Genomic DNA, 25,071 nt, shown 5'->3' on the forward strand with positions numbered 1-25,071 from the left:
TGCTTCTCTACGATCCGACATGGCTCGTCCTCCTGTGGTGAGGATCGGCTCGGACCGTCCGAGCAACCCTCGGACGCGCAGTGTAGGGCGAACCACCTCACCGGCAGAGGCGGACATACGGTCTTACAAATGGGGCAGGCCCAGCCCGGAACCAACTATCCGAAGATCGTCAGCAAACTAGACTAGGCAAGGCTCCCCCGCAGTACCCCGACATCGAGGACGAATGACAGCGCACTGGCCCGTGTCAGTTCAGGGCGTGGCTAATTACCCTGGACGAGACCTACATCAAGGTCCGCGGTCAATGGATGTATCTCTACCGGGCCATCGACAGCGTCGGTGACACGGTTGAATTCTTCTTCAGCGAACACCGCGATCTGATGGCTGCCAAACGCTTCCTGCGCAGAGCGTTTCAGCGTCATGGGCGTCCCGAGCGCATCGTCATCGACGGCAGCCAGACCAATCGCGAGGCAATCATTGCCTGCGACGGCGAAAGCCGGCTCCGGGATCGCTCACGACGGAAGCTGAAGCCGATCCGCATTCGGCAGAGCCAGTACCTCAACAACCGCATCGAGCAGGATCACCGGCGCATCAAGCGCCGCTTCCGATCCATGCTCGGCTTCAAGTCGAAGACCTGCGCCGCAATCATCCTGTCCGGCCTCGAGATGATCCACATAATGCATAAGCGCCAGGGGAGATATGCCTACAATCCCACTCCGACGATCGCCGAACAGTTCCATATCCTCGCCGCCTGAACAGCCAGCCTCCAGCCGTTCACGTCCCTACAGCGAGTTTGCGACAGAACCGCTTCGGATGCCTATGTTTTGGACAGCGTTCTTCTGCCGAAGCCAATCAAGTAGTTCTTGTAGCTGACTGTCGCGGCGAGAAACGATCGATGCGTGATCCAGGTCGAACTCGTACCAGCCCTTTCCGGAAGCTGCGCCAAGTCGTCCATCCTCGACCAGTTTGTGCAGAACGGGCCTGCTGGCGAAATTCGGGTCCCCGGTCTGCTGGTGTAGATAGTCCGTCACTGCAAGAGCCGTCTTCTTGCTCGCGACAAGATCCTCGGTAAGCAGCGGTCCCCAAAGAGCGAGACGGGGACCGAGGCTCAGCCGCACGGCAGCATCTATATCTTCGCGAGAGGCCAGTCCCTCATCCATGATCCGGTGGATCTCCGACTGCATCGCGAACTGGATGCGGTTGACCAAAAACCCTGGACGCTCCAGGCAGGCGATCCCAATATGATCGATCGTCTCAAGGAATGTGCGGCCCCAATCGACGAGCGCCGGCGGGGTGAATTCGGCAGCGATAATCTCCACGGCGCGAACGATGTGAGCAGGAGTGACGTAGTGGATACCAAGAACGCGTTCACGATGCCGAACCCGTCGGCAGATGTCGGTCAGCAGGAACGATGAAGTGTTGGTCGCAAGAACAACATCGGGTTCGCAAACCCTGTCCAATTTTTCGAACAGATGCTGTTTGAGCGCCAGATCCTCTTGCACGATCTCGTGGACCAGAAAGGCGCCATCCACGGCCGCCTCCAGTGTGCGTTCCATCGTGACGTTGGACAATATCCAATCGGCAGGATGCTCGGCGCTGGCCAGGCGTTCGACTATCGGCAACGCGCGTTCACCATAGGCGTCCAGTGCCGAAACGTCTTCGTCATGAAGGACGACCTGATAGCCGTAACGTGCGTAAAGGGTAGCGATGACGCTTCCCATGAAGCCAGCACCGACGATGGAAATACGGTTCGAACTCTGCATCGATCTTTCCTGGGTTGGGGTACCTGCCGGAAACCGAACGGGTGGCCAGCGGGAAGTCAGTGCACTGCGGCGTACATGATCCGCTCTTCGGTCGCCTCCTGCGGCGAGAATTCCTCCACGATCCGGCCGGCCTGGGACACCAGGATCCGGTCCGAGATGCTGAGTATCTCAGGGAGGTACGAAGAGATCACGATAATCGCGAAACCCTCATCTGCCAGCTTGTTCACGAGTTGGTGGATTTCCGAAATTGCCCCTACGTCAACGCCGCGCGTCGGCTCATCGAAAATGATCACGCTCGGCTTCTGCACGAGCGCCTTCGCGATCACAACCTTCTGCTGGTTGCCGCCCGATAGCTCGATGACGCGGGCATTGGAATTGATCGCCCTGATGTTGAGCGCCTTCGTCCAATGGTCGGCGAGTTCTCTCATTTGCGTCATACTGACGAACGTTCCCGAACCGACGTCGGCCGCCTGAGCCGCCTGGTAGATGTTCTCCGCGATCGACATGGTTTCGAAAAAGCCTTCGATTTTCCGGTCTTCGGTCACATAGACGATGCCATCCTTCACTGCCTGGCGCGGCACCCGGTAGCGCACGGATTTTCCGTTGAGCCGCACTTCGCCGCCATAGAAGAAATCGCGCTTGACGATGCCGGCCAGAATTTTCGCGGTCTCGGTGCGGCCGGATCCGATCAGGCCGAATATGCCGGTGACCTGACCTCCATAGATCGTGAACGAGTTGTTCTTCACCACCCGCGACATGGAAAGGTTCTGCACGCTCAAAACCTTTTTCCCCCGCTTGCGGGTGCGGTCACGCGCGTCCTTCTTGTACAATTCGCCAGACAACGAACGGCCCACCATGGAGCGGATGATCTTGTCGCGGTCGAAGTTTGAGGCGTCGTCGGTCACGACCAATTCGCCATCGCGCAGAACCGTGATGCGATCGGCGATAAGAAGCGCCTCCTCTAGGGCATGGGAGATAAAAATAATGGAGACGCCGCGCTGCTTGAGGTTGCGCAGCAGGGAGAAGAAGTGGCGTTTCTCTTCCGGCGTCAGCGACGCGGTCGGCTCATCGAAGATGATCACGCGAGCATTCTGCCGAACGGCCCTGGCGATCTCGACCATTTGTTTCTTGGCAGCGCCCAAGGTGGCGACATTCGCCCAGGGGTCGACGTGGAAGTTTAGCGACTCCATGAATTGCTGCGCGGCGATGTAAATGCCGCGCAGGCGGTTGAAGAGCTTCTCTTCGCCAAGGAACAGGTTCTGGGCGACCGACATCGAGGGAACCAGGCTGGTTTCCTGAAACACCATGGCAATGCCGTTCGCAAGCGCCTGTGCGGGCGTAGCGAACAACGCCTCCTTTCCGTCGAGCAGCATCTTGCCGGACGAACTCTGTGTCACGCCGGCCATGATCTTGGTCAAAGTCGACTTGCCGGCACCGTTTTCGCCGAGCACTGCGTGGATTTCGCCCGGCCGCAGATCGAAGTCGATATTTTTGATGGCCGGCACTCCGCGATATTCCTTTGTCACCGAGCGCATCGAGATGAGTGGTTCCATGACGATCCTCAGTGCTCGATGGCGACGATGGCGTCGCCGCCCTTGGAGGCAACGATCACGCTACTGCCGTCCGGGAGGCAGCTTGTGACGCCGTGCCGCGTCCCGTTGGCGCGGGAATGAAAACTCTCGATCGGCTGACAATCGGCATCAAGCCTGACCAGGAGCCCATACGAGCGGGATGGCGCCCACGGCTTCAATTCGCCGAGCTGTTTCAGCCCGCCCCCCTGGAGCGGCTCCAGGAAGGAAGCCGGGTGGTGGAGAGAGGGCGCGATCCACCACTCCGGATCCAGTTCTTTCATCATCCGCTTTCGGTACTCATCCTCCCGCAGAACGAATTCGATCAATTGCAGGCGGGGTGCGAACACTGCGAGCCACAATTCCTTGCTCTCTAGATCGAGGACCATGCGGGCGGGATAGCCCGGTATGTCGCCGTAAAGCGTTAGCGGCGCGCTTTCCGGCGCGACCTGAACGATCCGGTGGCGCCAGCTTTCCGAAACGATAATCCGCCCGCACGAGTCGGCAACGATCCCATAGGGATACGCTAGAGCGTCGGCCAGGCAGGTGGCGGCCAGGCTCTTCAGATCGATCCGCCATACCGAGCCGCTGGCATGGTTGGCCATCAGATCGTGCTTCCAGTCGGCCGCCGGACATTGTTGGGATCCAAGGCAGACGAGAAGCGTATCGGCATCGGCGAATGTCGCGGCGGTCGCGCAGACGATCTTCCGGTCACCGACCTGGGTGAGGACAGTGCCATCGTGGAGGCCGCCACTGAGCCGTATCGTTCCTTCAGCAAGTCCAATCGCCAACGTGCCCGACGCATGCGAAGCCAGACAAGTCACAGGGCTGGATAAGAGTTCCCGCTCGACCGCGCTCCCTTCCTCGCGCCGAAGTTCAAGGAGGCGGCTGCCGCTGGAAAACAATATCGTACCTGCATAAGAGACGAGATTATCCGGCGCCTCAATCGAATGCAGGAGTGACGCGTTCTCGATGGAAAAATTGGGGCGCAGAGCCCCGTCCATCGGCGGCACCGTAACCGCCGCATCGCCGCTGCCGCGGAAGCGGTCGAGCGCGCGTGTGATCGCCTCGAGCATCAGCGTTTCCCCCAATAGGATGTCACGCCGCTCCAATCCGGGTCGGCGCCCGCAAGCTTGGTTGTTCCGATGCGGTTGTTGAACAGGCCGCCGAGATAGAGAATGCCTTTGTGCTCGCGCACGGAGGTGATCGACGGGTGCGCTAGTCCCCTCTTGTCCCACATCACGTCCAGTATGGTGCCGTCGAGATCGAACTTGATCACGCAGCCGATGTTCATGTTTGGATAAAGCCACTCGTCCTTGGCGACTCGATAGACCATGCGGCGGCGAAATTGCGGCATCTTCAGCGCAAGGTCGAATGCCGGTGAACGCATTCCGACCACGGCGCACCAAAACGTCCCATCGGAGGCCCGGTTGATGTTGTCGGGATACCCCGGCAGGTCGTTTATCACCGTCTCGATATTCCCCTGTTTCGGGCCGGCGAAATAATAGCGCTTGATGGTGCAGCCCCAGGTTTCGGCGAACAGAAAGGAATTGCCGTCGAGTGTAACGCAAATACCGTTGGGGAATCTCAGGCCGGGGATGACCGTGCGGGTGGTATTGTCATTGGGATTGTAGCAGATGATACGGCCGTTGCCGCGCCCCTCGATCGCGTCGAGCATCCAGTCCACGGTATCGTAGCGGATCGACGCTTCCGAAAAAAAGACCCTGCCATCGGGCGCAATGTCGAGATCATCGGCCATCATGATGCGCGAGTCGTCGATGATCGATCCGAAGCTGCGGTTGGTCTCGTCCGACAGTTTTACCACTTCGCGTGCCTTGGTAACCTTGTAAAGACCCATGCCGGCGATGCACACGACCAGTTCGCGCTCGCGGTTGAATGCCATGCCGAGCGGATGGCCGCCGGTGTGAGCATAGATTTCATGGCGGGTGTAGTCGGGCCCGAAAAACCGGATGACGTCGCCGTGTCGGCTGCCGCAGTAGAGATCGTCCGTCTCGTCGAGGACCATGTCCTCAGGACCCTCGAGCTCGCCAAGTCCAATCGCGCCGACATCGCCCAACCGGTCATTGATTTCGTAGGGCGATCCCGAGCCGACTGCCGTCTCCGGGTTGCGCGGCATGGCGAAATAGGTTGGCGACGTGTATGCCCTGCTGAGAACCTTGAGGCGGTTCTTCATCCATTTCACGTCGATCGCCACCGCTGTAAGAAGCACCAGGCCAAGCACGAGATCGCCGGCGCCGGTGCGCAGACCGAGGCGCACCAAGCCGTTGGTGATGAGAACGACAATGATGGTGCCGATGATCGCCTTCGTGGCGGATCCGCGACCGCCGCCGAGGCTGTTGCCGCCGAGCACCGCTGCGGTGAGGATCAGTATTTCGAGGCCGGTGCCGACCGAGCCGCCCGTGCTGCCAAGGCGCGATGCATAAAAGATCGCACCGGCCGCGGTGAACATGCCGCACAGGACATAGGTAAGGCAAACGACGCGCCGGACCGGGAGGCCGACATTGTAAGCGGAGCGGCGCGAGCCGCCGATTGCGCTCAGATGCCATCCAAAGCGCACTCGTGTGAGAAGGATATGAATTGCAACACCTGCGACGACCGCCGCCAGGGCACTGATCGGCAAGCCGGCTATCTTGCCCGCGCCCAGATAATCCCAGAACGGCACCGGGACCGGCGAGTAGGATGCTGAAACCGCATAACGCAGGGTGAGCAGCTCCACAATAGCGCGCAAGATGATCAGCATGACGAGCGTGGTCAGAAATGCCCGCAGCCTGAGATACCCCACCAGAAGGCCATTGACCGCACCGACGCACGCGCCGAGCAGGAGGATGGCCGGAATGACCACCGTGACCGGGAGCCCCAGGGCGTTGGTCATGTAGAGTGCCACGAAGTTGCACAGCGCGAAGTTGGAGCCGACGCTGAGGTCGATCCCGCCTGCCTTCAGCACCATCGTCATTCCAAGTGCAACAAACAGGTACTCGCCGAGTTGTCGGGATATGCTGCTCAAGCTGCTCGGCGAAAGGAATCCCGGCAAAAGGGTGGAAAGGATGCCGATGACGATGGCCAGGATCAGCACCGGTATGGCGTTGTCGATCCAGTTCTTCGACAGGATTTCGCCCACCAAATGATCCGGGACCAGGCGGTAGCGCCAGCGCGTGTAAGCTTCTCTTGCACTCATTCGGCAGGTCCAAACGGTCTGGAGGAAGAGGCCGGCACGTCATGGTGCCGGCTTTGACGCGAGATTTAGTGGCCGGCCTTGATCTGATCCACGGTCCAGCATGAAGAAGGCGTCATGTTGTCCTTGGTAATGACGCTCACCTCGGTATAGAGACCGATCGGCTTCGAACCGGGTTCAGGTTTCGTCTGCAGCAGGCTCTGGATCGCCACGGCCAAATGGTAGGCTTGATGTCGTGTGTCAGACGTGACGTAGGACGAGAAAGAGCCGTTCGCGATGTTGTTGCAAGCGGATTCGACATTGCCGCCGCCGGCGGTTACTAAATGCACCTTTCCTGTGAGGCCCGCCTCGCGGATAGCTGCAGCAGCGCCGATATCCTGGTTGTCCCAGAATCCGATGATCGCGCAGAGATCGGGGTGCTGCTTCAAAACGGTGCTGGCGATGGAATGCGCCTTTGACGCGTCCCAGTCGGCCGCCTGTGTCGAAACGACTGAGAGGTTCGAGTGCCCTGCCAAGGCATCGTTGATGCCGGCAAGGCCTATTTGGCTTGGCGGACTGGTCACGGGCCCCTGGATCAGCGCGATCTTGCCGGACGTGTCTGGCCCACAGAGCTTGGCCGTCTCTTCCAGTTGGCGCTGGCCTTGGCCGTAGAGGTCGGCGCCGACAAAATAGTCGCCGTTGACCGGCGTCTTCAGGTTCACCTGAATGACATTGATACCCTCTGCCATGGCGCGTGTGACGAGCTTGGCGTAGGCCTGCATGTCGTTGTTGTGGAAGATAATGATGTCCGGCTTCTCGATGATCAATTGCTCCAGCGCCTGAGCACCTGCATCAATACTCCAGTTGGGATCGCGGATGATCAGTTCGTAGCCGAGCCTATCGGCGTCGCGCTGGACGGCCGCCATCCAGCCCTGGGTCAGATCAAAGCCCATCGATATAGGCACGAACGCGACCTTCTTGCCCTTGAAGGCTTCGTAATACTGAGGCGCCAGGCCGTCGTCGAAACGTTCGGCCACGGCCGTTTGCATGCCGGATCCAACGCCTGCGGCGAGTATTGCTGCTATACCTAGACGTCTTAACAAAGTTCCCATGATTTCCTCCCTTGATTGTCTCGACTACTTTTGTGGTAAAGTCATTGCATGCCGGTCAGATGTCTCCCTGCTGCGATGTTTGTTCGTCCCGAGGATTCAGGACCGAATCGAAAATGATGGCCAAGAGCAGGATGAGGCTCTTGATGATGTTTTGCACCGGATAGGAGACATCCATGATCGTCATCCCGTTCAGCAGCAGTCCGATGAGGACCGTACCGGCGATGACATTCAACACACTGCCCTTGCCGCCCGAAAGACCGATGCCGCCGATCACCACCACCAGGATGATGTCATAGACCATGGTGGAGCCGGCAAGCTTGGTGTTCACGCTGGAAACCGTCGTGGCCATCACGATCCCGGCTGCGAAGGCAACGGCCGATGAGAGGCTGTACAAGAGAACTGTAATCGGGCGGATGGCGATCCCGGCATTTCGAGCCGCTTGCGGGTTGTCGCCCATCGCGTAGATGAAGTGGCCCTGCTTGGTGTATCGAAGCCCCACATAGGCGGCGCAGGCGAGCACGGCAAAAACGATGACCGGCACCGGTATTTCCAGGACGCGCCCCGTACCTAGGGTCAACAGCCAGCCGATATCTCCGGACACGTACACATTGTCCCGGTCCACCAGGGCGAAACGGCCAATGCCTGCGACAATCGTCGCCACCGCCAATGTGGCGAAGATGGCAGGTATCTCCACATAAGCGATGAGCAGCCCGTTTGCCATCCCGACAAGAATGGCGAACAGGAAACCTAGAAGCAGGGCCAACCCGAGGGGCATGCCGCTGGATGCCAGAGCAAACGACCATCCGACTGAGAAGACCATGACCGCGACCATGGTGAGGTCGATGCCGCGCCCGATCACCACCAAGGCCATGCCGATTGCGAGTATGCCAAGTACCGCGACGCCCTGAAGGAGAGCGAGCAGGTTTGAGACTTGAAGAAAGCCGTCCAATGCAATGGAGAAAAGGATGAACAGGACCACGGAAATCGCGATGACCATTCGTTCCTGATTAAGGCGCAAGCTGAAAGGCATCGCGGCGAAAAACGGCGTCTTTCTGGTTTGCGTGTTAGTGGCCATACTGTTCATCGCTCCCGCACTGTACATCCTGCCGCCTCAGGTGATGGTCGGCGGTAGTCCAAACTCTTTCATCTTGGCGACGTAGTCGGCGATGCCAGTCTCGAAGTCGAATTTTGGTGCGAAGCCCAGGTCCTCGCGGGCGCGACGGTTGTCGAGACGGCCGAAATACTTCACGCCGAGCCCCAGTGGATCGAGGCCCGGACCGATCTCGATATCGGCCCGCGGCAGCACGGTTCGCACCGCATCCGCGAATTCGCCAAGCGTCGTGGCGATACAGCGCGAGATATTGTAGGCGTCGAATTTCGGATTGGGGTGGGTTGCCGCGATCACGCAGGCTTCGGCGATGTCGTCGACATAGATGACGTCGTCGCGCTCATCGCCCCCCTTCTCGATCCTCAGCGGGACGCCGGCCATCGCATTCTCTATGAAGCGGCTGTAGATGCCCATCGGCCCGTGCCGGACGAGTTTCCCGGGGCCGAAAATGGTCGCAAAGCGCAGCGCTATGAATTCGAGCCCGAGCGCGGCAAAGTTCCGCCCCATCAACTCGCTCGACAGTTTGGTCACGTCGTAGACATTGACGCCGCCCAGCCGGTAATCCTCCGCAACCGGCTTATAGACCGGATACGAGTGCTCGCCTTCGAAGTTGCCATAGGCCGCGCGCGAACTCGTATAGACGAAACGCTTAACGCCCGCCTTGAGGGACGCATCCAGCATCTGGACCGTGCCAAGCGCATTCACGCGGAAGCCCTCAAGCGGATTTTGCTGAAGCCCGGAGATCAGGGCCGCGGTGTGGATCACGCAACTCACCTTGCGCGACGCCATCAGGACGCGCATCGCGTCGGCATCCATTATGTCCGCCTGGACAAGCTCGACACCGGCGCCGGCGTCACCCAGCAGCGTCAGGTCGCTGTGCCGGTCGACAACGATCACGGGCAGGCCGCGCTCCAGGAGCTTGCGCGTTATCCAGGCTCCATTGACGCCGAGCCCGCCCGTAATCAGTATCGTCACCTGCATCCTCCTGCGAGATCGGGCCGGATGTTTTTTCATCCAGCCGGATGGTCGGAAGCGTTAGTCGTTAAGTTCCTTAACCGTTTGCGTTATCTCCGATTTCTGCTCATCGGAAAGTTCGCCCCGCAGCTGCTTGTTCGCCGTCGCCTGGGCAATAGCACCGTCAAGGTCACCGATCGTTCCGAGATTCATCGAATCCCGCGGGAAGAATTCGGTGAGTATCTGACGGGCCGAGGCTTCATCGACCTTGATGAGTTCGGCCGCCGCCGCGAGCGCCTTTGGATCCTCATAGAGCGCGTCGATCGTGGCATCGAGCGCGGTGAGGAACCGCTCCACCGTCTCGCGATTGTTCTCGAGGTAGTCGGCGTTCGCGATGTTGACCCTGACTGTCTGCGCCTTCAGCGTCGGCACGTCATTGCCGCGCGCCACGATGCGCAGTGTTCCTTCCGCGACTTCCTTGGGAACGGGCGGCACTCCCCAACCCACATCGACCTGCCCGGACATGACCTGCGTCAACGTCTCCGGCGGGCTGCCCGAGGGCAGGCCGGTGGCTTTGGCGCCATTATGTTCGATAAGGGCCTTGACGACGAGTTCGGACGACGATCCCGGCCGCGAAAAGCCGATGGTTTCGTTGTCCTGCAGGTCCGCGAAGCTCTGGATGTCGCTGTCGGCGCGAACGTACCAGTAGAAATCGCCCGCCCCGGTCATGTCGGCCGAGATGATCTTGACCGGTGCGCCCTGCTGGATCGCGCTCAGAACGCCGGCCATTCCGGTTTGCAGCCCAATGTCGACGCTGCCCGAAATCACCGCGTTCTGAATGTCCGAGCCGCCCTGGGTGAATATGGTCTCGACCTTTATGTTCTCTTTTTCAAAGAATCCCAGCATTTCGCCGAGCCTGATGGGCGTCGATTGCAGCGCGGTCGGATGGGGCGCCGCGACGCGTATGACGTCCTGTGCACTCGCCTGGAATGCCGTCAGCAGAGAGGCCGCCGCCCCGATCAGAGCAATTCTTAGTGTCATGTGGTTTCCTCCAGAGCCATCTGCGACGCACAGAATTCACGGACCGAACCGGCAGTAGTATCGGCCTATTAGTATTTGTATCTCGCAGCAATTTTATTGAACATAATATTGATGCCGATAGCCATCGTGAATATAATTATTAGAACTGCATACATGTCGTCTGTATTAAAAAAGTTGTAGTGCTGTATAGCTAAAAATCCTAGCCCTTTGTTCGAAAGCTTTATTTCCGCAATCAGGGTTCCTGCAATCGCCACGCCTGCTCCCAACCGCGCACCCGTGATCAGAAACGGCACCAATGCGGGGAGATAGACATAGCGAACCATCTGCATCCTCGAAGCCTTGAAGATACGGGCGACGCGGAGCAGTATCGGGTCGACCAGCTTGGTCCCGGCATAAACCGCCACTGCTACCGGGAAGAAGCACGAGATCGCCGCCATCGCTACTTTCGAGCCGGGGCCGACCCCGAAAAGAACCATCATGATTGGCAGAAAGATGATTTTCGGCGTCGGCGCGAGATAACTCAGATAGGGCTCTCCGGTCAGCCCCGCGAAGGGCCAGATGCCAAAAGCCACCCCGACCGCGAAGCCGGCAACGCCGCCGATCAGGAAGCCGAGGACCACTTCATAAGCCGTGCGGCCAAGATGGTCGTAGAATACCGGGTCCGACAGATGCTCGCCGATGGAGCCGAACACGGCGAAGGACGAAGGCACCACGCCTTCATAGAGAAGACCGGAGCGTGACAGAATCTCCCAGGCCGCCCAAACTGCGAGAAACGATCCCACCTGGAGGGCAAGAACCCGGCCGGGAAGCCGCCGCGGATGGTGTTCCGCGCTCAAAGATATCGCAGCCACCGCTCCGCCCTTTCCGTTAAGTCGAAGAAAAGCACGCTGACAACGACGACGGCCAGAATGGCCGCATACATGCCGGCGATGTTGAAGCGGTCGTACATTTCCCCGACGAGAAAGCCGAGACCGCCCAGATTGACCAGGTATTCGACGGCCACCACGCAAATCATGGCATAGATCAGGCCGAGCCTAAGCCCGGTGAACAGTGTCGGGAGCGCCGAGGGCAGCATGATCTTTAGAAACACCTGCGGCCTCGACATGCTGAACGAGGTTCCAACCTTGAGGAACACGCTCTTGACGCCGTCGAACGCCTGTTTCGTGCTGATGATGACGGGGATGCTCGCCGTCAATGCCGCAATGGCCACGGTGGTTACCACCGTGCGACCGAAAAGCACCAGAAACAGCGGGTAGAGCAGGATGAGAGGCGCGGAAAAAAGTCCGGCGACGAATGTCCCATAGGCTTGCCCGAGCAGTTCGCTGCGATGAAGAGCGTAGCCGACCGGAAATCCTATCCCGGCGGCTATCGCCGTCGCGACGAAGGTCGAGGCAAAGGTGATCCCAAAGGCCGCCGGCAGACTTTCCTCACGCAGCATGATCAGTAGTTCCGCGAAAATGTCCGAAGGGCGAGCGACGAGGAAGCGTGATATCACCTCCGTTGCCACCAGCAGTTCGAGCAGCGCCACGAACAGCGCCACCAGAACCAGACCAGTCAGTGTATGCTTGGACACGCGCGCAGCCCTACTTCGATCCTATCACGGAGCCAGATCCGCGATGTTCTTGTTGATCTTTTCCTGCGCCTCAGCCGACAGAGGCGCGGAGAGCTGCTTGTTCTCCACCGCCTGCTGCATTGAGCCCTCAAGATCCCCCAGTTTGTTCATCGTGAAGGCCTCGCGCGGCACGAAATCGGTAAGCACGGAGCGTGCATCCGCGACGTCGAGCTTCACGAATTCCGCCGCCTTGGCCAGGACCTCAGGGTCGGTGTAGAGCGCATCCAGCGTCGCGTTCATGGCGCGCAGAAAGCGGCGTACCGTGTCCTTGTTGGCCTCGAGATAAGCGGCGTTCGCCACGTTGACGCGGGTCGTCTGGCCCGCCAGGACGGTCGCGTCGTTGCCGCGCCCGATGATCCTGAGCCGTCCATCCTTGATTTCCGGATATGCCGGCGGCGCACCCCAGCCCACGTCGATCTGGCCGGACATGACCTGCGTCAGAGTTTCAGGCGGGCTGCCGGACGAGACTGGCGTCGCCTTGGCACCGCTTTGCGCGAGCAAGGCGTTCAAGATCGTCTCCGAAGACGCACCGGGCCGCGAAAACGAAACCGTTTCTCCGTCCTGCAGATCCGCAAAACTCTGGATGTCGCTGTCCGCCTTGACATACCAGTAAAACTCGCCGGCGCCGGTCATCTGGGACGAGATGACCTCGATCGGGGCACCCTTCTCGATCGCGCTCAGCACACCACCCAGACCGGTTTCGATTCCGATATCCACGCTGCCTGAAATGACGGCCTGCAGCACATCGGATCCGCCCTGCGTCCAGAGCATGTCGACCACCAGATTCTCCTTCTCGAAGAACCCGAGTTCCTGCGCGACGCGCGCCGTGATCGTCGTAAGCGCCGTCGGATGCGGTCCAGCCACACGGATCGCATCCTGCGCCTGGCTCGAAGCGGCGGCAAGAACGCCCACAACCGCGATACAGAGCGTTTTCAATATCTTTGACATTTCACTTCCTCCCTATTGCCGAAAATCAGATTTTGCTTTCGATCATCCCCCGCGTCGCTTCCTCGCGCAGATCCTGCCAAATCTGGCCAAGATAGCGGCGGAAGGGCTCGCTTGAGATGATTTCGGAAGTCCGAGGTCGCGGCAGCTCGATCTGAACGATCTGCTTTATGGTGCCGGGCCTGTAGGACATCACGACCACGCGGTCGCTGAGCTGAATCGCCTCGGTCAGATTGTGCGTGATCAATAGCGTGGTCTGGTTGAGTTCGCGCCAGATCTGCACGATCTTGTCGCCTATTAGCATCCGCGTCTGCTCGTCGAGCGCGGCAAAAGGCTCGTCCATGAGCAGGATTCGCGGCTCCGAAGCCAAAGTTCGCGCCAGCGCGGTCCGCTGCCGCATTCCGCCGGACAGTTCGGAAGGGCGCCTATTCTCAAAACCTGTCAGGCCAACAAGTTCCACGAAATGCATCGCCCGCTCGTATCGTTCCTTTTTCGGAACGCCGGCAATCTCCAGCGGCAGCGTCACGTTGCCGATGACAGTCCGCCAGGGAAACACCGACTCTTCCTGGAACACCATGCCGATGTCCTTGTGGGAGCCCCTGATCTCCCTCCCGTCGACCAGGATCCGGCCGGTATCCGATTCCAGCAGCCCGCCGATTATGTTGAAGAGGGTGGATTTCCCGCAGCCGCTGGGTCCGATGACGGAGACGAATTCGCCCTCCTTGATGTCGAGCGTCGTGCTGGCGAGCGCCGTTACCTTTGCTCCTCCCTTGAGCTGGAACTCCTTCGAAACGCCGGCGATGCTCAGCACTACTAGCAGGCTGGCCTCGGGAGCTGTCATAAGCGATGACATTTCCTGCGCTGCGATTGTCATGGGCTCAGCGTCACGTTGACGTTCTTCAGCTGGGTGAATTCGTGGAGTTCCTCGATCGATTCCTCTCGCCCAAGCCCTGATTGCTTGTAGCCACCGAAGGGGGCTCCGAGGAAATGCGAGCTGGACCCGTTGATCCAGATATAGCCGGCCTGGATCCTGGCAGCGGCGCGGTGAGCGGTCGAGAGGTCGTTCGTCCACACCGACGCGGTCAGCCCGTAAGGCACTGAATTGACCGCCTCGAAAAGAGCCGCCTCGTCGCTCCACTTCAAGATCGACAGGACAGGTCCGAAGATTTCCTCGCGAGCGATGCGGTGATCGGGCGCTACGTCGGCAAAGACGGTCGGCTCGACGAAATATCCGCGCTCCAGATCTCCCCTGCCGCGTCCTCCTCCCGCCACGAGCTGGACGCCGTCCCGCTTGGCGCCCTCGATATAGCCGGTGACCTTTTCGAACTGAGCCTGGCTCGACAGACATCCCATCTCGGTCTCGATGGCAGTCGGCTGGCCGAGGCGAATCTTGCCGACCAGATCGGAGACCGCCTCAATCACCTCACTGTAGATCGATTCGTGAACGAGAACGCGGCTGGTGGAGCCGCAGGACTGACCCGCTGTCCAGTCGAAATTCATGCCCTTCACGCAACCCGCAGCCACTTTCGCCGGGTCGGCGTCGGGATAGCCGATCAGCGCGTTCTTTCCGCCGAGTTCTAGCGTCACCCGCTTCAGCGTTTCGGCCCCCGCGCGCATGACGGCACGGCCGGTAGCGATACTGCCGACCACCGCGATGCTGGCAACTCCCGGGTGAGTGGCCAGCGCCTCGCCGGCCGCTCTATCACCGTTCAAGATATTCAAGACGCCCGGCGGAAGCAGGTCCTGGACCAGTTCGGCAAGCCGCAGCGCAGAAAGCGGCGTGTGCTCGCTCGGCTTCAGCACCACAGTGTTGCCGGCAATCAAGGGGGCCGCGATCTTGGCGATGGCGAAGAGAAGCGGATGGTTGAAGGCAACGAGCCGCGCCACAACACCGAGAGGCTCTCGCAGGACATAGTTCAAGACGCCCCCCGGCATGGGGATCGTCGAGCCCTTGATCTCGGTGGAGAGGCCGGCGAAATATTCCATGATGGTCGAACCCATCTGGATATCGAGAAGCATCCCCTTCAGCGGGTTGCCGCTGTCGAGCGCGTCCAGCATGGCAAGTTCGTCGCCGGCTTCCCGAACCCGCTTGGCTATCCCTCGGACATACTCGCTCCGCTTGAGCGGAGACAGTGCCGCCCAGGCTGGAAATGCGGAATTGGCAGCAGCAACGGCGCGATCGACATGCTCGCGATCCGCGAGCGCCACATGCGCGAGGACGTCACCGTTGGCGGGATTCAGCACAGGCAATGTCCTGCCGGCAGCCGGAGAATGCCACTCGCCGCCGTAGAAAAGGCCGAGATTAGTCGGAAGCACATGCCTCCACTCCTCACTCGAGGCGCGTGTTTTACCCTGTGCCATCAAATTCATCGTTTCTGCCAATCACCTATTTATTGACCACGCCGCTGTGGTAGCCGGCCTCGGTCATGACCTCGATCAGGACCTGCTTGCCTGCCCTGACCAACTGCATTCCCGTCAGGATCGCCTGCTGCAGTTCCGCCGGATGGTCGACGCGGGTTGATTCCGACCAGCCCTGAGCTTTGGCCAGACCAACAAGATCGACCGCCGGCTCCCTGATATGCTGGCCGATCCATTTGTTCTCGATCGCGCGGTCGCGGCGTTCCGCCACCACCTTCTGATGCATCTCGTCGTTGAAATAGGAGCGATTGTTGGCAACGATGACGAGAAGCGGAATGTCGTAGCGCGCGGCGGTCCAAAGCGCGCTGCAGCCCATGAGGAGATCGCCGTCCCCAAGAACGGCCACCGGAAGGCGGTCCGTATCCTTCAATGCGAGGGCGGCTCCGACCGACATGCCCGGGCCAGATCCGATGCCGCCGCCACCATCGCCGCCCAGATAGGCGAGCGGGTGGTCGAAGTGACACCCATCCGCGGGCCAACCGATCGGCAGCCGGATCAAGGTGACGTCGAACGACGAACCGGCTTCTTCAACGGCTTCCGCCAACGTAACCAGAGTGATTGCCTCGGACGACGGCTGCGACGGGCGTTCAGCCCTGGAAGTGCGCGCCTTCGGCGCGATCGTCCAGTTGGTATCGCGGGTTCGAGAGCGGCCGGCCAGTCCTTCGACAAGGGCAGCGGTAAATTTGTCGGCCGTTGTCATCACCGGCAGATCCACGGCGGCAAGCGCCATAACATCCTGCGCCCAGCCATTGGCGAGCGTGGTTTCCATCGAAGCGTGAATGAGCCGGGCCTCCGTCGCTCCGCCGCCCACCTGCGCCAGCGTGCCGCCGACATCCAGCCAGTCGAGGCTGAGAATCACGTCGGCGCGGCTCAAAACCTCTCTGGCGGCGGGCGGCATAATGAGGTTGCCCAGTGCCGCGTGACGCTCATGCGCGACCGGGAAAGCGGCGGGCATGCGCATGTCGGTGATCACGAGCGCACCGGTTTCTTCGACCAGCTCGATGCGCCGCTGCCAGTCCTCCATGCTGCGGGAGACACGGCCGGCCAATACCACCGGACGCTCGGCTTCCAGCAACCAGTTCAACGCGGTTTCTACCGCGGCGCGGGAAGGCGTCGGATCTTCGGGAGGCGCAAAACGCGCCAGCGCGGGAAGTGCAATCTCCTCGGTCAGGAGACTCTCCTGCACCGAAACGTCGAGGCAGACATAGACCGGTCCGCGCGGGGCGGTCATGGCGATATTGCGGGCGCGCAGAAGCGCTTCCACCGTCGCCGGAACCGAGGCCGGCTGATCATCCCACTTGGTGTAATTTCGAACCAGCGCACCCTGGTCGCGCGACGTGTGGATCCAGTCGATCCAAGGCCTCCGCTCCGAGGCATCCACCGGCCCGGTGGCGCCGATTAGGATCAGCGGGACACGGTCGCACCATGCATTAAAGACGGCCATCGACGCATGCATCAGTCCGACATTGCTGTGAACCGCGGCCAGCATCGGCTTCTCGGCCACTTTCGCGAAACCGTGCGCCAGCGCGACCGCATGCTCCTCGTGCAGGCAGATGAGCATGCGGGGGTTCTCGTTGCCGAGATGATTGACCAGGCTATCGTGCAGGCCTCGATAGCTCGCGCCGGGGTTGAGCGCGATGTAGCGGCAATCGAAGTCACCCAGAACGCGGGCGATGACGTCGCTTCCCCAGCGAGGCACAGGATCGGGATCGACCGGCTGCTCGCTCTGCCGCAAGCCAATCTTCTCGACCGCCTCGCTGCGGTTTTCCAAGTTCATCAATCCTCCCGCGCCGGCAACTGCCGGCAAACCTGCGCTTGTCGGCTTTGCGGTCTGGCTTTTGGCCCGCTCAGGAAGTCCTCTCCGACACGTCAAAAGCATGACAGTAGGCACCGTCGCGTCAAGGCGTCGAAATCCCTTTCTCGACTATCGAGAAACGAGAGACCTGATGCACCCTGATTTGCCTTACCTCCGACAGGTGACGGATTTCGAGCGGACCTACTCGGCCGCGGCAGACGGCGAAGCGGGTTGGTCCGCGCTTTCGAAACCACGCAGCCGACGCGTGATCTTCCCCACCAGGGAGAATACGATATCGATCTCGCCCTTGCTCATTCCCGCGGTCGCGACTTCGTTGGTGCGCCGGGCGCAGGCGATCAAGTCGTCCTGAACCATTCGGCCGGCAGGGGTGAGATAGACCTTCACCTTCCGCAGGTCCGCGGAATCGCGGATCCGGCTGATGAGGCCGCGCCTTTCGAGCGCGTTCAGGGTCGCCGTTGAGGAAGCACTTTCGATGCCCACCCGCTTGGAGAGTTGCGCCTGGGTAATGCCGTCCTGCTCCCAGAGTTTTCGAAGGTGCTGGTACTGGGAGACGGTAACCCCGTAGGCGGCGAGTTCGGTCCGGAAGACCTTCACGAATGCAAGCTGTCCTTCCTGGAAGAGGTTTCCAAGTCCAATGCCAGGCGGCGCGACCCACGTCGAGGCGGCCTCTTCGTCCGGCTTTTCTGATTTCGGCATGATGGCTTTTCTCACTCTGCAAGAATCTCGGTCAGATCGCTTTGCAATAATCTCCGGCTCTATTTAGTAAGGTATCATATTAATTCAGCGCGGGAAGCGAAGCGATGAAAGATGTCTTCGTATGCCAAGAGGGCGATTTGGCCGATGGCTCGACGCTGGTCGTGTCCAATACCGGCGCCGAGATCGCGGTATTTCGCCATGACGGAGCCTATTACGCCTATCGCAACTACTGTCCGCACCAGGGCGGACCCGCCTGCGAAGGCGTGCGGATGCCTAAGGTGGTCGAGAATATCGACGAGGCCGGCTTCTACAGGGGCCAGAGTTTCGACGAAAGCGAGTTCCACATCATCTGCCCGTGGCATGGTTATGCATTCCGTGTCACGGATGGCGTGAACGCCAACGATCCGAAGCTTCGCCTCAAGAAGTTCGACGTGACGGTCCAGGATGGACAAATCTATGTCCGCATCTGAACTCGAGGCGGCTTTTGCGAGCCAGGCGTCGGCGCTTGCAGGACTCGTCGAGGAGGCGACCGACCGCGGTCTTGTCGGGGAGATTCCCGACGAGAATCTTGGTCAGCTTCTGGCGAGTCTGGTGCGGCTCTATGCGGCAAAGGTGCAGGCAGGAGGGCGTCCCAGGCCGTTTGGGGCAAACAGCGCCCTTGCGGTTACCGACGTCGCCATCGGCTGCACGGCCATGATGGATGCCGTCGGCCTCGAAGTGTTCGAGCTCGGCGCCTGGCAGGCCATGTCGGGCCTGGGAAAAATTCACAGATAAGCGGATTGGGCAGGACTCAAATCGGGAGGTAAGACATCATGAACGCGCCCACCAATTTTCGGGATCTCGCCCATGAGGAATTCAACACCTCGACGCTGCTGAAGAACGCCGCCGAGCAGGCGCGCATTCGCGGCTATGACGACTTCCTCATCGTTGATACGGATTCGCACCACTACGAAAATGAAGTGTTCGCCGAAATAGCCGAATATATCGAAGATTCGGTGCTGCGGCACGAAGCGAAATTCCAGGGCATGATGTCGGGAGGCATCATGTCGACTGAAGGCGGCTATCAGGGCATGGCCGGTCGCATCACGCGCTACCCGAAGCGCAAGCTTGAGAAGGTTCCGCCCGAACCGCATCGCGACATCACGCTGATGCGGCGATGGATGGACGCGATGGGCGTGGACGTGGCCTGCATGTTCCCCACCCCTATGCTGACACTGGGAACCTGCCCTCGCGTCGAAACCGAAGTAGGATTGGCGCGCGCCTACAACCGCTGGCTCTGCGAACGCGTGCTCGCCGAGGACTCTCGCCTCAAGTCGATGCTCTACCTGCCGTTTAACGATCCGGCCGCCTGTCTCAAGATGGTGGAGGATTTCGGCGACAAGCCAGGCGTAATCGGCTTCGTTGTCACGGCGACACATTATCGCGGGGTCTACGACAACGCTTACGTGCCGACATATAGGGCGCTGCAGGAGCGCAACCTCCCTCTCGCCTTCCACGCCGCCTATAGCTGGAACGACCAATCCCTGGCGCTGACCAATCGCTTTATTGCCGTCCACGCGCTCGGCTTTGCCTGGCACAACATGGTGCACATGACTAACTGGGTCGTGAACGGCATGCCGGAGCGGTTTCCACGGCTAAAGGTCATATGGATGGAAAGCGGCCTCGCCTGGCTGCCGTTCCTCATGCAGCGGCTCGACAATGAATTCATGATGCGCAGTTCCGACGCGCCGCTCCTGAAGCGCAAGCCGAGCGAATACATGCGTGACATGTACTACACTAACCAACCGATGGAGATGGTCGACAATCCCGAGGCGCTCGAACTCACATTCAAGATGATCAAGGCGGAAAGCCAACTCCTCTACTCGTCCGACTATCCGCACTGGGACATGGACCTGCCGAGCGTGATCCACGACCTGCCGTTCCTGAGCGACCGGGGCAAGCGCAATATTCTTGGTGGAAACGCCAAGAAGCTCTTCAACCTCAGCGACACGCTGTCGGAGCCGAAGCTGGCGCGCAACGCGGCTCGCGCCGCAGCAGGCATCAATCCGGCAGCGGCGGTCGTCGCATAAGGGATATGGAGCACTCCGCACAGCCGGCTGCCGATTTCGAGACCATCCCGGAGCTTCTGGAGGTGGCCGAGCATGAGCTCGGCCCGAAATTGTGGAACTATCTGACTGGAGGGTCGGACACGGAGACCACGCTGCGACGCAACCGGGCCGCGCTTGACGAGATCATGCTGGTGCCGCGCGTTCTCCGGGACGTGAGCCGCGTCGATGCTTCGAGCAGCCTGTTTGGTCTAGACCTTCGCATCCCCGTGATTCTCGCGCCGATCGGGTCGATTGGCCTTCTCAATCCCGATGGCGCGGCTGCTTCTTGCCGGGCGGCCGAAGCATTCGGCATAGCCGCTGGAGTAAGCGTCATGGCCAAGCCGTCGCTCGAAGAGCTCGGCAGGAGCTTCAAAGGCAAGCATATCTTCCAGCTTTATATCGAGGGCGACGAGGAATGGGTGCGCGACATAGTCCGGCGCGCAGCGGCCAGCGGTAGCTTCGGCGCCCTTTGCGTTACCGTTGATACAGCGCATTACAGCCGACGCGATCGCGACCTGCAGGCCCGCTTCTCGCCAGCCGAGGCGATCGACCGTCCCAATCTTGCCGCCGGGCCTGTCGGGAAAGGCGGATATCGGGCCACCTTCACCTGGGACCGGCTTGAACGACTATGCAGCTGGAGCGAACTGCCGGTGATCGTCAAGGGCATACTCACCGCCGAAGATGCGCGAAGCGCGGTGAATGCCGGGGCGAGCGCCGTCTATGTCTCGAACCATGGCGGCAGGCAACTCGACCACGCGCCCAGCAGCATCGAAATGCTGCCCGAGATCGCCGGGGCCGTAGGGACGGCCACCAAAATCATCGTGGACAGCGGTTTCCTGCGTGGAACAGACATTCTCAAAGCCGTCGCGCTCGGCGCCAGCGCGGTAGGGCTCGGCAAGTTGCACGGAGCAGCCCTGGCGGCAGGAGGCTGGAAAGGCATGGTCCGCGCGCTGGAAATCCTGGAAGCGGAGCTGACGATCGCGATGGCGCTTACCGGCTGTCCCACGCTCTCCCAGGTCTCCCGGGACGTGCTCCGACCGCATCGGCTAGTCAGGGCCTGGTGGGGGCAGAGCAGGTGACGAGCTCACCGCTTGTAGTGGAGCGGATGCGTTAGCCGCCATTCAGCGCATGGTCGCGCCGCCGTCCACCTGGATCAAGTTGCCGGTCATCCACCGCGCTTTGTCCGAAACCAGATAGGCGATGAGTTCAGATACGTCTTCAGGCTCACCTGCACGGCCAAGCGGAAATTCTCTCCCGCGCGCCGCCAGCAGGCTGTCGTAGTCGTCGTTCGACATGCCCGAGGCAAGCCAGATTTCACTGCGCACCAATGCCGGCGCGACGACATGCACGCGGATTTTGTCCTTGGCCACTTCGGTCCCAAGGGCCATGGTGAAGGCCTCGATCGCGCCCTTGGTCGCCGAATAGACAGCGGAGCCCGGCCGCGGCCGGCGCGCCAGCGTCGAAGACAGATTGACGATCGTGCCGCCATTGACTTTCAGAAGCCTGATCGCCGAGCGCGTTACCGAAAGCGTGCCATAGACATTGATCTCGAACAGCCGGCGTACTTCTTCGTCGGGCAGTTCGACGAAATCCTGGCGGGCGGCAGCCACGCCGGCCGAATTGACGACCGCGTCCAGGCGGCCATGATCGCTCTCGATGGCGGATATCAAGCCCTCCACCGAATGGGAATCCGACACGTCGCAGGGATAGGTCGAGAATCCTTGGGAAGCAAGTTCGCGGAGCCGGTCCTCGCGCCGCGCGCATACCGCTACCCGCCATCCGTCCCTTTTGAGCACTTGGGCAACGGACCGGCCAATACCAGCCGTGCCGCCGGTAACCAGCGCAACTTTGGTCTCCACGTCGATGTCTCCTGCTGAAATCTAAGCCGCGCGTTCGGCCGGGATATGAAGAAAGCCTTTGCCGGCAACGAGCATCGCGGCGGTTTTCATGGCGGCGAGCATGCTGCGATGCTGCGCCTTGCCAGTCCCAGCAATGTCGTAAGCCGTACCATGAGGCACGGAAAGCTGGACATAAGGCAGGCCCAGATAGACAGTGCAGGCACCTTCGAAGACGGAGGTCTTGACTGCGATCTGACCTTGATCGTGATACATAGTGACGACCGCGTCATAGCGGTCCTCGATGCACTGGCGGAACACCGAATCCGGTGGCACCGGCCCTTCCGCCGAGAGCCCCTCGGCCTTGGCCCGGGCTACCGCGGGCGCGATCTCCTCAATATCCTCCTCAAACATGGCGTGCGGGTTCAGGCCCGCCACGCCTATGCGCGGCGCCGCGATCCCCCAGCGCCGCAGATGCTTGTCGACAAGACGTATCACGTGCAGGACCCGGTCGGCCGTCACCGCAGCGGCAACGTCTTTTATCCTCAAGTGCTCGCTGATCGGGACGACCCTCAACGGCCCGCTCAGCCGAAACATGAAGGTGCCAGGCGGCTGCAGGTCGTCGATGTCCTTGAGCACCCCGGCGTCCTTCAGCGAGGTGGTGTTGACCGGCGCCATAATCCAGCCGTCAAGTTCGCCGGAATTCGACAAGGCGGTGGCTTTATCAATCCACTGTTTGACCGCCCTGCCGCTCGCCGCGGACGATGCGCCGATACGGTAATCTTCGGGCCGAAGGCTGCCGCTGTCGAGGACGGGGATGAAAAGCTCCCCGCTCGCGCCGGCTGCACTCTCCACCGCCTGAACCGACATGGACACGCCAGCAGCCTTCGCCGCCGACTCGACGACATGGAGATTTCCGATCAGCACCACGTCGGCGAGCCGCTGAGGTTCGCCCGTTGCCAGCGCCTTGACGCAGACTTCCGGACCGATCCCGCCAGGGTCGCCGATCATCACGCCAATCCGCGGCCTTCCCGCCTCGCCCGCCATGGGATGTCCTCCGCGTTCCAGATCAGACAAGGAAGAAGTCCGTGATGAGCTTGTTGAAGCGGTCCTTCTTCTCGATCTGCGTCCAGTGGCCGCATTCGCCGAAGACATGCAGTTCCGAATGCTTGAGGAGTTGATGGAAACGGAAGCTGACCTCGAGCGGAACCACGCGATCCTCACGCCCATGGATGATGAGGGCTCGATTGGGCAAGGCGGCAACCATGTCTTCCGGCGTCGCCATCATCTTCAGATGGCGCTGACGCGGCGCGGCAAACATCGACGAAAAGCTCTCATGGTAACCTGGGCGGATGCTCGCCTCGTAGCGCGACTTCACGAGATCCTCGCGGATCAGACTTTTGTCGTAGGCAAAGAATTCCTGCATCATCATGCGCATGTAGTCCGGGCTCGGCTGGTAGCCCCAAACCGCCTCAAGCCCCTCGGTAACATCAAATTCCAGCCCGCCGGCGCCCATCAACACGATGCGGTCAACCCGCTCGGGATGCCGCGCTGCGATCGCTATCGTCAGCGCGCCGCCAAAGGAATTGCCGACGAAATGCGCCTTCTCGATCCCCAGAGCATCCATCAGCCCGACGGTGTGCCGAACCCAGAAGTCCATGTCATAGACTTGGCCTTCCTTGCGCTCGGTGTAGCCGAATCCCGCCGCGTCGGGTGCAATAACCCGGAAGTGTTCGGCGAGCACGGGAATCGTGAAGCGCCAGTTGGCGTAGCCGGTGACGCCGGGTCCCGAGCCATGCAGCAGCATGACGGGAAAGCCGCTGCCCTGTTCGAGATAGTTCGTATCGAGGCCGGCAGCCTTGATGGACTTGCCTAGTTCCGGATCCGATGCAGCGATGTTCATGTTCACACTCCCATTTATCAATTGTCGGCGGCACTGCGCCGGGCGCTGAGGTCCAGCGCCACGTCGACGATCATGTCTTCCTGACCGCCGACCATCTTGCGCTCGCCGAGTTCGACGAGGATTGCCCTGGTGTCGATGCCGTAAAGCTTGGAGGCCCGCTCGGCGTGGCGCAGGAAACTGGAATAGATGCCGGCATAGCCCAGCGACAGGGTCTCGCGGTCCACGCGCACCGGCCGGTCCTGCAATGGCCGCACGAGATCTTCGGCGGCATCCATCAGCCCAAATAGGTCGCAGTCATGGACATAGCCGGCGCGGTTCGCCGCGGCAACGAACACTTCGAGCGGTGCATTGCCGGCACCGGCCCCTTGCCCCGCGAGCGAAGCATCAACGCGGACCGCGCCCTCTTCGACCGCAACCATGGAATTGGCGACCCCGAGCGACAGATTATGATGCGCGTGAATGCCAACCTGTGTTTCGGGGCGTAGCGCATCGCGCAGGGCGCGGATGCGATCGCGTACGCCCGTCAGGATCAGAGCGCCGCCCGAATCGGTCACGTAGACGCAATGAGCGCCATAGCTCTCCATCAGCTTCGCCTGCTCGGCCAGCGCCTGCGGCTCGCTCATATGCGCCATCATCAGGAAGCCGGCCACATCGAGCCCTATCTTGCGCGCGAACTCTATGTGCTGCTTGGCGATGTCGGCTTCGGTGCAGTGGGTTGCGATGCGCACGGAGCGCACGCCGGCCTGATGCGCCGCCTTGAGATCGTGGATGGTTCCGATGCCGGGAAGCAGCAGCGTCGTAAGTTTTGCGTGGGTGAGTTTTTCAGCCACTGCCTCGATCCATTCGAGGTCGTTATGCCGGCCGAATCCATAGTTGAAGCTGGATCCCGCAAGCCCGTCGCCGTGAGCGACCTCGATGGCGCTTACATGTGTGTTATCGAGCGCTAGCGCGATCGCCGCAGCCTGCTCCAATGAGTATTGGTGATTGATTGCATGCATGCCGTCGCGCAGCGTGACATCCTGGATGTAGAGCTTCGAATGCATG

The 25,071-nt window shown here is 60.7% G+C and carries 23 protein-coding genes and 1 pseudogene; 5 read left to right on the top strand and 19 right to left on the bottom strand.

Features of this window, described 5'->3' with window-relative positions; genetic code table 11:
* Window positions 1-269 precede the first annotated feature (269 nt).
* A pseudogene (locus tag ABGN05_RS06280) lies at window positions 270-752 on the top strand (IS6 family transposase); the annotation flags it as partial.
* Window positions 753-779: 27 nt separating this feature from the next.
* Here the strand turns inward: ABGN05_RS06280 and ABGN05_RS06285 are convergent.
* The 15 genes from ABGN05_RS06285 to ABGN05_RS06355 all read right to left on the bottom strand — a co-directional run bounded on the left by ABGN05_RS06285 (window position 780) and on the right by ABGN05_RS06355 (window position 18,202).
* Window positions 780-1,760, bottom strand: coding sequence for a 3-hydroxyacyl-CoA dehydrogenase family protein (locus ABGN05_RS06285; RefSeq protein ID WP_367953168.1), 981 nt, complete (start codon window positions 1,758-1,760; stop codon window positions 780-782).
* Window positions 1,761-1,816: 56 nt separating this feature from the next.
* On the bottom strand, window positions 1,817-3,313 hold the full coding sequence (locus ABGN05_RS06290; protein ID WP_367953169.1) for a sugar ABC transporter ATP-binding protein: 1,497 nt from the start codon (window positions 3,311-3,313) through the stop codon (window positions 1,817-1,819).
* 8 nt (window positions 3,314-3,321) lie between these two features.
* Window positions 3,322-4,404: an NHL repeat-containing protein gene (locus ABGN05_RS06295; RefSeq protein WP_367953170.1), complete on the bottom strand. Its 1,083-nt coding sequence runs from the start codon at window positions 4,402-4,404 to the stop codon at window positions 3,322-3,324.
* A complete protein-coding gene (locus ABGN05_RS06300) occupies window positions 4,404-6,467 on the bottom strand; it encodes an ABC transporter permease (RefSeq protein WP_367953171.1) in 2,064 nt (687 codons plus the stop codon). The genes ABGN05_RS06295 and ABGN05_RS06300 overlap by 1 nt, the downstream gene beginning before the upstream one ends.
* Window positions 6,468-6,589: 122 nt before the next feature.
* Window positions 6,590-7,549, bottom strand: coding sequence for a sugar ABC transporter substrate-binding protein (locus tag ABGN05_RS06305; protein WP_367953172.1), 960 nt, complete (start codon window positions 7,547-7,549; stop codon window positions 6,590-6,592).
* A 118-nt stretch (window positions 7,550-7,667) separates the two neighbouring features.
* On the bottom strand, window positions 7,668-8,687 hold the full coding sequence (locus tag ABGN05_RS06310; protein WP_367953173.1) for an ABC transporter permease: 1,020 nt from the start codon (window positions 8,685-8,687) through the stop codon (window positions 7,668-7,670).
* 36 nt (window positions 8,688-8,723) lie between these two features.
* Complete coding sequence (locus ABGN05_RS06315) at window positions 8,724-9,695, bottom strand: NAD-dependent epimerase/dehydratase family protein (RefSeq protein ID WP_367953174.1); 972 nt, start codon at window positions 9,693-9,695, stop codon at window positions 8,724-8,726.
* Window positions 9,696-9,755: 60 nt separating this feature from the next.
* Window positions 9,756-10,715, bottom strand: a complete 960-nt coding sequence (locus ABGN05_RS06320; RefSeq protein WP_367953175.1) for an ABC transporter substrate-binding protein — start codon at window positions 10,713-10,715, stop codon at window positions 9,756-9,758.
* Window positions 10,716-10,783: 68 nt separating this feature from the next.
* A complete protein-coding gene (locus ABGN05_RS06325; protein ID WP_367953176.1) occupies window positions 10,784-11,566 on the bottom strand; it encodes an ABC transporter permease in 783 nt (260 codons plus the stop codon).
* Complete coding sequence (locus ABGN05_RS06330) at window positions 11,548-12,288, bottom strand: ABC transporter permease (protein ID WP_367953177.1); 741 nt, start codon at window positions 12,286-12,288, stop codon at window positions 11,548-11,550. Before ABGN05_RS06330 ends, ABGN05_RS06325 begins: the two co-directional genes overlap by 19 nt.
* A gap of 24 nt (window positions 12,289-12,312) precedes the next feature.
* The gene (locus tag ABGN05_RS06335) at window positions 12,313-13,275 is read right to left on the bottom strand and encodes an ABC transporter substrate-binding protein (protein WP_367953178.1); all 963 of its coding nucleotides are present in this window, start codon (window positions 13,273-13,275) and stop codon (window positions 12,313-12,315) included.
* A 25-nt stretch (window positions 13,276-13,300) separates the two neighbouring features.
* Window positions 13,301-14,113 (bottom strand): ABC transporter ATP-binding protein, encoded by an 813-nt coding sequence (locus ABGN05_RS06340; protein WP_367953179.1) that lies wholly within the window; start codon window positions 14,111-14,113, stop codon window positions 13,301-13,303.
* A 29-nt stretch (window positions 14,114-14,142) separates the two neighbouring features.
* Window positions 14,143-15,642, bottom strand: a complete 1,500-nt coding sequence (locus ABGN05_RS06345; RefSeq protein ID WP_367953180.1) for an aldehyde dehydrogenase family protein — start codon at window positions 15,640-15,642, stop codon at window positions 14,143-14,145.
* A 16-nt stretch (window positions 15,643-15,658) separates the two neighbouring features.
* Entirely contained in the window at window positions 15,659-17,467 is a 1,809-nt protein-coding gene (locus ABGN05_RS06350; protein WP_367953181.1) for a thiamine pyrophosphate-binding protein, read from the bottom strand.
* A gap of 219 nt (window positions 17,468-17,686) precedes the next feature.
* The gene (locus ABGN05_RS06355) at window positions 17,687-18,202 is read right to left on the bottom strand and encodes a MarR family winged helix-turn-helix transcriptional regulator (RefSeq protein ID WP_367953182.1); all 516 of its coding nucleotides are present in this window, start codon (window positions 18,200-18,202) and stop codon (window positions 17,687-17,689) included.
* Between the two features lie 104 nt (window positions 18,203-18,306).
* Here ABGN05_RS06355 and ABGN05_RS06360 point away from each other — a divergent pair, with 104 nt between their 5' ends.
* The 4 genes from ABGN05_RS06360 (at window position 18,307) to ABGN05_RS06375 (ending at window position 21,368) form a co-directional block, all read left to right on the top strand.
* Window positions 18,307-18,672 (top strand): Rieske (2Fe-2S) protein, encoded by a 366-nt coding sequence (locus ABGN05_RS06360; RefSeq protein ID WP_367953183.1) that lies wholly within the window; start codon window positions 18,307-18,309, stop codon window positions 18,670-18,672.
* Complete coding sequence (locus ABGN05_RS06365; protein WP_367953184.1) at window positions 18,659-18,976, top strand: hypothetical protein; 318 nt, start codon at window positions 18,659-18,661, stop codon at window positions 18,974-18,976. The genes ABGN05_RS06360 and ABGN05_RS06365 overlap by 14 nt, the downstream gene beginning before the upstream one ends.
* Before the next feature lie 38 nt (window positions 18,977-19,014).
* Window positions 19,015-20,271 (top strand): amidohydrolase family protein, encoded by a 1,257-nt coding sequence (locus ABGN05_RS06370; RefSeq protein WP_367953185.1) that lies wholly within the window; start codon window positions 19,015-19,017, stop codon window positions 20,269-20,271.
* Between the two features lie 62 nt (window positions 20,272-20,333).
* The gene (locus ABGN05_RS06375; RefSeq protein ID WP_367953186.1) at window positions 20,334-21,368 is read left to right on the top strand and encodes an alpha-hydroxy acid oxidase; all 1,035 of its coding nucleotides are present in this window, start codon (window positions 20,334-20,336) and stop codon (window positions 21,366-21,368) included.
* A gap of 42 nt (window positions 21,369-21,410) precedes the next feature.
* Here ABGN05_RS06375 and ABGN05_RS06380 read toward each other — a convergent pair whose 3' ends face one another.
* Genes ABGN05_RS06380 through dmpG form a run of 4 tightly spaced genes read right to left on the bottom strand, consistent with a single transcriptional unit; the run spans window position 21,411 to window position 25,070 of the window.
* The gene (locus ABGN05_RS06380; RefSeq protein ID WP_367953187.1) at window positions 21,411-22,148 is read right to left on the bottom strand and encodes an SDR family NAD(P)-dependent oxidoreductase; all 738 of its coding nucleotides are present in this window, start codon (window positions 22,146-22,148) and stop codon (window positions 21,411-21,413) included.
* Between the two features lie 21 nt (window positions 22,149-22,169).
* Entirely contained in the window at window positions 22,170-23,171 is a 1,002-nt protein-coding gene (locus tag ABGN05_RS06385) for a PdxA family dehydrogenase (RefSeq protein WP_367953188.1), read from the bottom strand.
* 22 nt (window positions 23,172-23,193) lie between these two features.
* A complete protein-coding gene (locus tag ABGN05_RS06390; protein WP_367953189.1) occupies window positions 23,194-24,027 on the bottom strand; it encodes an alpha/beta fold hydrolase in 834 nt (277 codons plus the stop codon).
* A 17-nt stretch (window positions 24,028-24,044) separates the two neighbouring features.
* Entirely contained in the window at window positions 24,045-25,070 is a 1,026-nt protein-coding gene (dmpG, locus tag ABGN05_RS06395) for a 4-hydroxy-2-oxovalerate aldolase (protein ID WP_367953190.1), read from the bottom strand.
* Between the last annotated feature and the right edge of the window lies 1 nt (window position 25,071).

The organism is Aquibium pacificum, from assembly GCF_040839445.1.
In the GTDB taxonomy this organism is placed as follows: domain Bacteria; phylum Pseudomonadota; class Alphaproteobacteria; order Rhizobiales; family Rhizobiaceae; genus Aquibium; species Aquibium pacificus.

Excerpts from the sequence above, each read along its gene's own strand:
- ABGN05_RS06320 (WP_367953175.1), bottom strand. The coding sequence starts at position 10,715 with ATGACACTAAGAATTGCTCTGATCGGGGCGGCGGCCTCTCTGCTGACG.
- ABGN05_RS06350 (WP_367953181.1), bottom strand. The coding sequence starts at position 17,467 with ATGAACTTGGAAAACCGCAGCGAGGCGGTCGAGAAGATTGGCTTGCGG.
- ABGN05_RS06295 (WP_367953170.1), bottom strand. The coding sequence starts at position 4,404 with ATGCTCGAGGCGATCACACGCGCGCTCGACCGCTTCCGCGGCAGCGGC.
- ABGN05_RS06340 (WP_367953179.1), bottom strand. The coding sequence starts at position 14,113 with ATGACAGCTCCCGAGGCCAGCCTGCTAGTAGTGCTGAGCATCGCCGGC.
- dmpG (WP_367953190.1), bottom strand. The coding sequence starts at position 25,070 with ATGCATTCGAAGCTCTACATCCAGGATGTCACGCTGCGCGACGGCATG.
- ABGN05_RS06290 (WP_367953169.1), bottom strand. The coding sequence starts at position 3,313 with ATGGAACCACTCATCTCGATGCGCTCGGTGACAAAGGAATATCGCGGA.
- ABGN05_RS06345 (WP_367953180.1), bottom strand. The coding sequence starts at position 15,642 with ATGAATTTGATGGCACAGGGTAAAACACGCGCCTCGAGTGAGGAGTGG.
- ABGN05_RS06285 (WP_367953168.1), bottom strand. The coding sequence starts at position 1,760 with ATGCAGAGTTCGAACCGTATTTCCATCGTCGGTGCTGGCTTCATGGGA.
- ABGN05_RS06355 (WP_367953182.1), bottom strand. The coding sequence starts at position 18,202 with ATGCCGAAATCAGAAAAGCCGGACGAAGAGGCCGCCTCGACGTGGGTC.
- ABGN05_RS06385 (WP_367953188.1), bottom strand. The coding sequence starts at position 23,171 with ATGGCGGGCGAGGCGGGAAGGCCGCGGATTGGCGTGATGATCGGCGAC.
- ABGN05_RS06310 (WP_367953173.1), bottom strand. The coding sequence starts at position 8,687 with ATGGCCACTAACACGCAAACCAGAAAGACGCCGTTTTTCGCCGCGATG.
- ABGN05_RS06390 (WP_367953189.1), bottom strand. The coding sequence starts at position 24,027 with ATGAACATCGCTGCATCGGATCCGGAACTAGGCAAGTCCATCAAGGCT.
- ABGN05_RS06360 (WP_367953183.1), top strand. The coding sequence starts at position 18,307 with ATGAAAGATGTCTTCGTATGCCAAGAGGGCGATTTGGCCGATGGCTCG.
- ABGN05_RS06335 (WP_367953178.1), bottom strand. The coding sequence starts at position 13,275 with ATGTCAAAGATATTGAAAACGCTCTGTATCGCGGTTGTGGGCGTTCTT.
- ABGN05_RS06305 (WP_367953172.1), bottom strand. The coding sequence starts at position 7,549 with ATGCAAACGGCCGTGGCCGAACGTTTCGACGACGGCCTGGCGCCTCAG.
- ABGN05_RS06365 (WP_367953184.1), top strand. The coding sequence starts at position 18,659 with ATGTCCGCATCTGAACTCGAGGCGGCTTTTGCGAGCCAGGCGTCGGCG.
- ABGN05_RS06370 (WP_367953185.1), top strand. The coding sequence starts at position 19,015 with ATGAACGCGCCCACCAATTTTCGGGATCTCGCCCATGAGGAATTCAAC.